This window comes from Agrobacterium sp. ST15.16.024, assembly GCF_027956545.1.
GTDB lineage: Bacteria > Pseudomonadota > Alphaproteobacteria > Rhizobiales > Rhizobiaceae > Agrobacterium > Agrobacterium cucumeris.
Genome location: NZ_JAQKGO010000083.1, coordinates 1 through 281 on the forward strand (window position 1 = coordinate 1; position 281 = coordinate 281).

Sequence of the window (281 nt, forward strand, 5' to 3'; positions counted from 1 at the left end):
TGGCATAGGAATTGAACGCGGTCTGGTAGATCATCAGCACCAGCGGCTTGGTTGAACCGAGCGGGCCGCCCGGATCATTGGTGGTCATGTTGTAGACCTGGTCGAAGATGCGAAGGAAGCCGATGGAGGAAAACACCACGAGGAAAACGGTGGTTGGTTTCAGAAGCGGCAGCGTGATCTTGCGCAGGATCGCCCATTCACCCAACCCGTCGATACGCGCGGCTTCATAGAATGTCGTGGGAATCGCACGCAGGCCGGCCATGAAGATGATGATCTGGAAG

General features: G+C 56.6%; 1 protein-coding gene. It reads right to left on the reverse strand.

Annotated features, from left to right (window positions below; translation table 11 throughout):
- A partial coding sequence (locus tag PL640_RS25740) for a carbohydrate ABC transporter permease (RefSeq protein ID WP_271363895.1) occupies positions 1-281 on the reverse strand: 281 nt, incomplete at both ends.